We start from the raw sequence: 660 nt of genomic DNA on the forward strand, positions 1-660 counted from the left end.
CATACATATGCAATGCGAGGTTAAGGGGATGATAAAGCAGTTAACTGGAAAATATTATAGTATAGAGAAATAAAAATTAAGGATATAAAAAATGGCTACAAAAACTAAAGAAAAGAAAACTACTAAAAAGAAATTAGTAATAGTTGAGTCGCCTGCTAAGGCAAAAACTATAAATAGATATTTAGGGTCAGATTATGTAGTATTATCATCAATGGGGCATTTAATAGATTTGCCAAGAAGCAGACTAGCTATAGATGTAGACAATGGTTTTGAGCCTGAATATATTACAATAAGAGGAAGAGCTAAGATATTAAATGATCTTAAAAAAGAGGCAAAGAAATCTGAAGAGGTGTTGCTTGCAGCCGATGATGATAGGGAAGGGGAGAGTATTGCTTGGCATATAGGAAATAAAATAAGAAGCGTTAATTCTGCTGTACCTATAAAAAGAATAGTTTTTCATGAGATTACAAAAGATGCACTTAAAGAAGCCATTGATAAACCTAGAGATATAGACATAGCAAAAGTAAATGCTCAAAAAGCAAGAAGGGTATTAGACAGACTTATTGGTTATAATTTAAGCCCTTTGCTTTGGGAGAAGATAAAAAGAGGTCTTTCTGCAGGAAGAGTACAGAATGTCGCTTTGCTTATAATTTGTAACAG

The 660-nt window shown here is 32.6% G+C and carries 1 protein-coding gene; it reads left to right on the forward strand.

Annotation, left to right across the window (positions count from 1 at the left end; genetic code table 11):
* Positions 1-91: 91 nt before the first annotated feature.
* Positions 92-660, forward strand: a 569-nt coding sequence (locus tag GQX97_RS13660; RefSeq protein WP_232473432.1) for a type IA DNA topoisomerase, incomplete at its 3' end; no start/stop codon positions are given.

Origin of the sequence: Brachyspira sp. SAP_772 (assembly GCF_009755885.1) — a bacterium.
GTDB lineage: Bacteria > Spirochaetota > Brachyspiria > Brachyspirales > Brachyspiraceae > Brachyspira.